Annotated in this window: 6 protein-coding genes; all 6 read right to left on the reverse strand. The window is 35.2% G+C overall.

Annotation, left to right across the window (positions count from 1 at the left end):
* Nucleotides 1–197: 197 nt before the first annotated feature.
* Genes F9817_RS23250 through F9817_RS23275 form a run of 6 tightly spaced genes read right to left on the reverse strand, consistent with a single transcriptional unit; the run spans nucleotide 198 to nucleotide 6,400 of the window.
* On the reverse strand, nucleotides 198–1,097 hold the full coding sequence (locus tag F9817_RS23250; protein WP_161158592.1) for a glycosyltransferase: 900 nt from the start codon (nucleotides 1,095–1,097) through the stop codon (nucleotides 198–200).
* On the reverse strand, nucleotides 1,078–1,911 hold the full coding sequence (locus F9817_RS23255) for a glycosyltransferase family 2 protein (protein ID WP_161158593.1): 834 nt from the start codon (nucleotides 1,909–1,911) through the stop codon (nucleotides 1,078–1,080). The genes F9817_RS23250 and F9817_RS23255 overlap by 20 nt, the downstream gene beginning before the upstream one ends.
* Before the next feature lie 57 nt (nucleotides 1,912–1,968).
* On the reverse strand, nucleotides 1,969–3,444 hold the full coding sequence (locus F9817_RS23260; RefSeq protein WP_161158594.1) for a KpsE/RkpR family capsule polysaccharide export protein: 1,476 nt from the start codon (nucleotides 3,442–3,444) through the stop codon (nucleotides 1,969–1,971).
* Between the two features lie 12 nt (nucleotides 3,445–3,456).
* Nucleotides 3,457–4,245 carry an ABC transporter permease gene (locus F9817_RS23265; RefSeq protein ID WP_161158595.1) on the reverse strand — a complete coding sequence of 263 codons (789 nt, stop codon included), beginning with the start codon at nucleotides 4,243–4,245 and terminating at the stop codon, nucleotides 3,457–3,459.
* Between the two features lie 9 nt (nucleotides 4,246–4,254).
* Complete coding sequence (locus F9817_RS23270) at nucleotides 4,255–5,985, reverse strand: polysaccharide biosynthesis/export family protein (RefSeq protein WP_161158596.1); 1,731 nt, start codon at nucleotides 5,983–5,985, stop codon at nucleotides 4,255–4,257.
* A gap of 7 nt (nucleotides 5,986–5,992) precedes the next feature.
* Nucleotides 5,993–6,400 carry a hypothetical protein gene (locus F9817_RS23275; RefSeq protein WP_161158597.1) on the reverse strand — a complete coding sequence of 136 codons (408 nt, stop codon included), beginning with the start codon at nucleotides 6,398–6,400 and terminating at the stop codon, nucleotides 5,993–5,995.
* Nucleotides 6,401–6,744 lie beyond the last annotated feature (344 nt).

Below are 6,744 nucleotides of genomic sequence, written 5' to 3' on the forward strand. Positions count from 1 at the left end.
AGAAAATTAAATATTATTAATAATAGTAATTTATCTACTTTTTGAACACCAAATAATTTATATTTTATATAATGGTTAATTAAAATAAAATTAATTTTGGAAATAATTACAAATACTATCTTTTTAAAAATTTCAAACCGTCAAACATTCCTAAAAATATCGACCTAATATTATTTATATTATTCTTTGTACAAATACTATCTTTTTAAAAATTTCAAACCGTCAAACATTCCTAAAAATATCGACCTAATATTATTTATATTATTCTTTGAAAAAAAAGAATAAATAAAAATCCTAGGAATTAATTTTATTAGTTCCTTTTTCTTCCAAGACAAAAACACATGTCGTTTTTTTATCATAAGAAAAACATTTCTAAAATATAAGTAATGTCGTTTACTTGAATGATTAGGAAAAGTATAGAACCATAATTTAATTGGATTATCACCTAAAGTATGCTGCATAATTATTCTTGGGAAGACAATTATTTTATATCCAATACTGCTGGCTCGCATACCCCATTCAATATCGACAAAATCCAAAAACAAAGCTTCATCGTAGTGTCCTATTGCATCCCATGCTGATAAATTAATCACGCTACCCGATGTTATAGTATATGTCGCATTCACAATATTTAGATCTTTAATATCAGAATATTTATGCCGTTTTAATTTATTATTAGTAATTTCAATGACGTCAGCAATTTTCTGCAAATTGGTTTCGTAATAGACAGGTGCACATAGTGCGACTTTATCTTTTTCGTTAATCAAAGAAATTTGATTAAGCATACTTGAAAAAAAGCTAAAACTCGGTCTGCTATCTTGATCGAAGAGACAACACCATTCAGATAAACCATGATCTCTTATATATGTTAACCCTTGGTTTAATGCTCCAGCAATACCGCCCTTATTTGCATTATGGAATGTATATTGAGCCGATTTTTCTAACTCACGAGAAGTTGAATAATTAGCGCTATTATCAATAATAATAATGTTATGTTCTTGCGCTATAGCTAGCCAAAATTTTTGGCAAGATTGATCTGGTTCAAAAAAAACAACAATGATCCAACATGGATTAGAATTAAGCGTTATTAGAGGCATCAGCTGTTTTTTCTTCGATATCATCGGTAACTTTTTGTTTTAGCTGGCTACGCGTATGTGCCCAACCATGAATCATCATAGTGTATTTAAATACACTAATAACATGCCAAAAAAACTCTTTTGAAAGAAACTTTCGACTGGCACACCGCCGATAGTGAATAGCTGTATTATCAGGTAGAAAAGTCACTACCTCTCCAACCCTATGAGCGCGGTAGCAAAAATCAATATCTTCACAGTACAAATAATATCTTTCATCAAATCCATTAAGTTCTTCATATAGCTCTGATTTAATGATTAAGAAAGCACCACTAGCCCAGAAATTGGCTTTAATTTCATGTGGTTTTGATTTATTAATGACTGTACTTCTATTTCCCACTAGATAGTTTTTAATAAAATTGGAAAATTTTGGGTACGTTCTGAGGTTATCATCAAATAATGTTTTATTCTTATTTAAAAATAAATTTGGAGCGGCCAACTTTACTTTTCCATCTGTGATTTCATTCTTTAAAAATTTTATTTCATCATGTATTAATAACACATCTGGATTTAATAATATGAAATAATCGGAACTTGACATTCCGAGTTCTTTCGCACGTAAGTAATTTAAATTATTATTTTCAGAGAAACCTTTTTCATTGACGTTAGAGCAGTAATCAATATTTAATTCTTGGCAATGTTTTCTCATCAAATTGGATGGAATATTGTCCCTAAATATAACCGTTATTTCACTATACTTAGATAGTCTCTGAAGCGTTTTTAGCTTCAAAATCAGTTTATCATGATTATGTGATATTACAGAAAAGTAAAATTTCACACTTTCTCCAAAGATTATCTAGAATTACGTTTTAATAATTGATCTGTGAATCTATTACTATTTAAGTTCTTTAATCGTTAAATAAATAATACGACCAACACCGAACATCATTGCGAATACGATAAAAAATAGTGTGATGTTATATGGCACATCTGGATATTCGTTATCATCAGGTAGAGTCGGACTTTCCACAACCACAAGATATTTCAATTGACGATACGTTTCTATCCGAGACTTTTCTAAAGAGACTTGCGATGAAGTGTATGCTTGTAGTGCCAGTTCATTATCGACTTTTAGATCGGCAAATTTGGCTAATATATCCCCTACCGAACGCTTATCATCTTTATCTTTGGTCGCAAGTTTATTGCGCTCATTTTCCAGCTGTAGTTTTAGGCCAGAAATCTCTTGCTGAAGATTTAATACTTTTGGGGCACTCTCCGACATAATATGACGTGCAGTCTTCAACTCTGCTTCTTTAGCGGTAATTTGACCTTCAAGAGTATACGCAATTTGCTGTAATGCGGCGCCTTCAGCGGTAGGATCTAAAAGATTATGTTTTTGCTGAAAAGTTAATAAATGACTTTGTGCAGTTTTTAGTTTCTGCTCTATATTTGAGTGCTCTTTTTTCACAAAATCGAGCTGAGCTTGGGCTAATTGATGACCAATCGAGTTAATATACCATTCAGATCGTTTAACAATCGTTTTAACCAGTCGATTTGAAAATTTAGGAGAAAACCCCTGAGCATAAATACTAAGAATACCTGATGTACTATCGATATTAACGGTAACATGGTCTGAATAGTATTTTAAAAATGCTTCTTTATCATCCCAAACAAGTCGACTAAATATATCTATATTGCTATTCGTATAATGCTTGCGTAGATGCAGCTTATCATCTAAAAAGGTCAGCATATCCGTAGAATAAATATAAGCTTTTAATATCTGAGGATCTGAACCAGACGATGTACCAACACCCAGCCCCGTCAAAATCGCCATAGAAGTATCTAATGTCGTACTTGAATCTGGCTGTTGTACGAGTACTTGAGCTTCACTCTCATATCTATCAGATGCAACAAATAGTTGATAAAGTGAAAAAATAATCGTTGGTAAGACTACGATTAAGAAGAAAGGCGCTTTAGCTCGTTGCTTAAATGTTTTCTTCCAATCTTGTGTATTTGCAGGTTCTATACTTTCTGTTTTTTCGAGGAGAGTCTCTTTTGAAAAATTCAATTTTTTCAATATATTAATTCTTTCTTCCAGTTTATTTTTAATTAGAACGTTATTTTTAGACTCTTTTTCCGATACCAAAAACTCTACATCATTCCATTGTTCTTTAGTTAGGCTATCTTTAAATACTTTAAATGCATTTTCAGTTTGTAAATTATTGACTCTAACCAATATCCTTCTGGATAGTTGGGGATCTACATCTTTTAGCTCCTCAGCTTTTTTATTTAGGAAATCAACATCATTAAATTCCTGCGATGTAACACTATTTCGAAATTCTTTGAATTTATTTTCAACTGCTTTATTCATATGAAATTGACTTTAACGACTTATCGCTTGTTTCCAACTAACGTGGTAACACGAGAGGGCAAAAGATACGCAAACTAATGTGACAACATTAACGTAAAAATTACTAACACCAGCATTGCCGTATTGTGGTACAGCAGCGTAGCGAGTTAACTCTATCACGTGTAAAATTGGGTTCCATGTTAAATAGCACCAATATTTTTCTGGTATATCCTGCAAACTCATAAATGTACCAGAAATAAAAAATAAAGGCCTAGTCATAATCTCTACAATCTTGTTTAATTCTGGAATAAAGCTATAACCTATCGCAAAGATAGTTCCTATACTGACAGCGATTAGCCATAATTTCACTAAATTAAATATTATTTCGAGTGGATCGTAAATTGTTATATCAAATCTAAAAAGGTAGCTAATGACACCTAATACAATGACCACAAAAAGTTTAATTAGAAATTCTAACCCTGTAATCGCTAAGATGGCACTAATTGGCTGAACTTGCCGAAATGAAAACAGTGGTCGACTTTTTTTTATAGCATTTGCGGCCGATTGCATAGTCCCTAAGAAAAATTGAATCGATGTCATACCGATCATCATAAAGAGAAAGGTCGACATGCCATGCACATCTCTTCCACCACTGAGTGTATTTCTCATTAGAGATAAAGCAAAGATAAACGTCACTGGGGAAATCACAGCCCAAGAGATCCCCACCTTATCGTTAAACTTGCTTTTTATTTCGCGTAAGAAAATAGCAAAGATAACGTCGCCCCAAACTTGCAGTGTTGAACGCGATTTTACTTTAGCCATAACATAACCTTAGAGAGCGACTTTAGCGGCAACCGCGATTTGATAAATAATTTGTGTAATATCTTTAGTAAGCTGCATACCTTTTGTTTCGACTTTAGGTAATACTAAGATCTGATCACCTTTGCGAATTTTAGATTCAGGATCAAATTCGACTAACCCATTCGCGTGCACAATCGCAATATGCTCGTCATCAGCTCGGTCGCTGAAACCACCTGCCCAAGCAATATAATCATCTAAGGTGGCTTGTGAGTTGTAAACAACCGCTTGTGGCATCAGCACTTCACCACCAACCTGAATCAAGTCAGTTTTGTATGGAATAACAATTTGGTCGCCTTCTTCCAATTGGATATCGGCGATATTGCCGTCATCAGAGACAACCACGCGGCCATCCGGCTTAACCTTGCGGGCTTGCGCAGTAAACTGCATCACCATTTTTGCTTCTTCCGCACGAATTCCGGCTTCACCATCTGAAGAAGCTGGCGCTGTAAGTACGCTACGCTCTAATCGTTCTAGCGAATCATCCAACATTTTCTTCTGTCGCTCTGCCACACTTTTACGTAATACGTAGATAGAATCGGTATCCGCAAGTTTCGGATCAACAGGAATATAATTTAGGATGTCGTGCAGGTGGGTAGATTGGTCAACAGCGAAATAAGATGGTCCTTGGTAGCTGCCCGATACTTGAATATCTAATACCTTTGAACGTAAATCATCATTAAAGATGACTTTATCACCATCTTTTAGGGAAAATGATTTGAAATCATCATAAGTCATATAAAGGGAGATAGGGCCAGAATCTCGATTACCGACAATCCCCACATGGCTTACTTTCGCTAATGGTCGAGCATATTTAATTAACTGTTCACCAGTTGTATTGTCTTGATTAAGTTCAAAGCGGAAAGGATTACGAGCACTGCCTGTTACAGTGATGGCTGCCTTTTGAGGTGTCACCAAAATGATGTCACCATCTTTAAAGCTGACATGAGGTAGTTTACCCGAGCGCATAAAATCGTAGAGGTCAGCGGTTGCAATGGTTTTACCCTGGCGAATCACCTCAATATCACGATAGCTTCCTCGCTCAGAATCAACACCACCAGCCCTTTGCAAATAATAAAGCAAGCTATCAGATGCCATGCCTGCATATTGCCCAGGACGAATAATCGCACCAGATAAATACACACTAACAGGGGTAGCAGTAAGCAGGTTAACGTAAACATTCACATTACGAGTGTATACTTGCTTTATCTTTTTAGATACATAACTGTTTATCGAACCCGCCATTACGTTTTTAACATAAATAGGGCCAATATCTGGGATAAAGATGTTTCCTTGATTATCAACAGTTACCACACTCGAATAGTTTGTTGCCCCCCAAATCCAAATATTTAACTTATCGCCAGCGGCGATAGGGTAATTATCTCGGGTACCATCTGTTCTCTCTGTCTCATAGCCACCAGCGAATAGGTTCGCTCCGTAAGGAGGCGGCATATCTTCACCAGATGAAGGCAGCAAATCACGAATATTGGCCTCGCTTGGCAACAGTAAACCTTTGCGTTGGGCTTTCTCATAGCTACCACTTTCTAATGTTTGATTTGGGGCGCTAGTAGAGGCATCCACTTTGGAAGGGGTTGCTGAAGAGGATTGATTAAGAAGGAGAAAACTACTGTCCGCAGCAAACGCACTGTTAATGAACAGTAGACCAGAAAAGAGTGCAATGGCCGTCTTTTGTTTAAAAATCATAAGTCACTTAAAGTTTCAGATCTGACGTTGGTTTTTTGATATCACGCGTTAGATACCATGGCGTGAGTGCGGTGAGTTCATCTTGAGAGGCATGAGTACATGCAATGCGCTGAGTGTGTGTACTTGAATTGATATTTTTAATCGTTAAATTTCTACACAGTAGACCTAACGCAGAAATATAGGATTTAGTGGCAAACACATTGTAATTGGCTTCACTAATACGGGCCGTGCCTGCGACTGAGAAATGTTTCCAAAAGATTAGTGGCAACTCTTGTCCTAAAGAATCAACGTCAGAATAAGAAGATTCGACTAAAGGAACAGTTGCTTCAATATGCCTTGGAGGGGATGAACAGCCAGATAAAAACAGACAGGATAAGAAAATTGATAGTACTAATTTATTACGATAATTCTTCATTTGATACGCTACCGCCCTACGGTTTAGGCGTTTTCCATAACACGCGCAAGTAATCCATTACAACTATAAATATAAGACGTCATCAATTACATTTTCCTAATTAATGTAAATCTAATAGATATAAGGTTGCCAACTAATAAGTTTTATTTTAATAGCGCACGAAGATACCTTATGTCATCACTTAAAATCAACTTTAATTTGACATCCAACTGACTCAGTATTAATCAAATAAAATTCAAACAAATAAAAACAAAAGATAAAATCATTTATTATCAGTAAGTTAATAAGTTCATATGGGGAAGTTATTGTTCATAAAATAACAAAAACAACCCAATGTGCAACTA

The sequence above is a fragment of the Vibrio eleionomae genome (genome assembly GCF_009874545.1).
Taxonomy (GTDB): Bacteria; Pseudomonadota; Gammaproteobacteria; order Enterobacterales; family Vibrionaceae; genus Vibrio; species Vibrio nitrifigilis.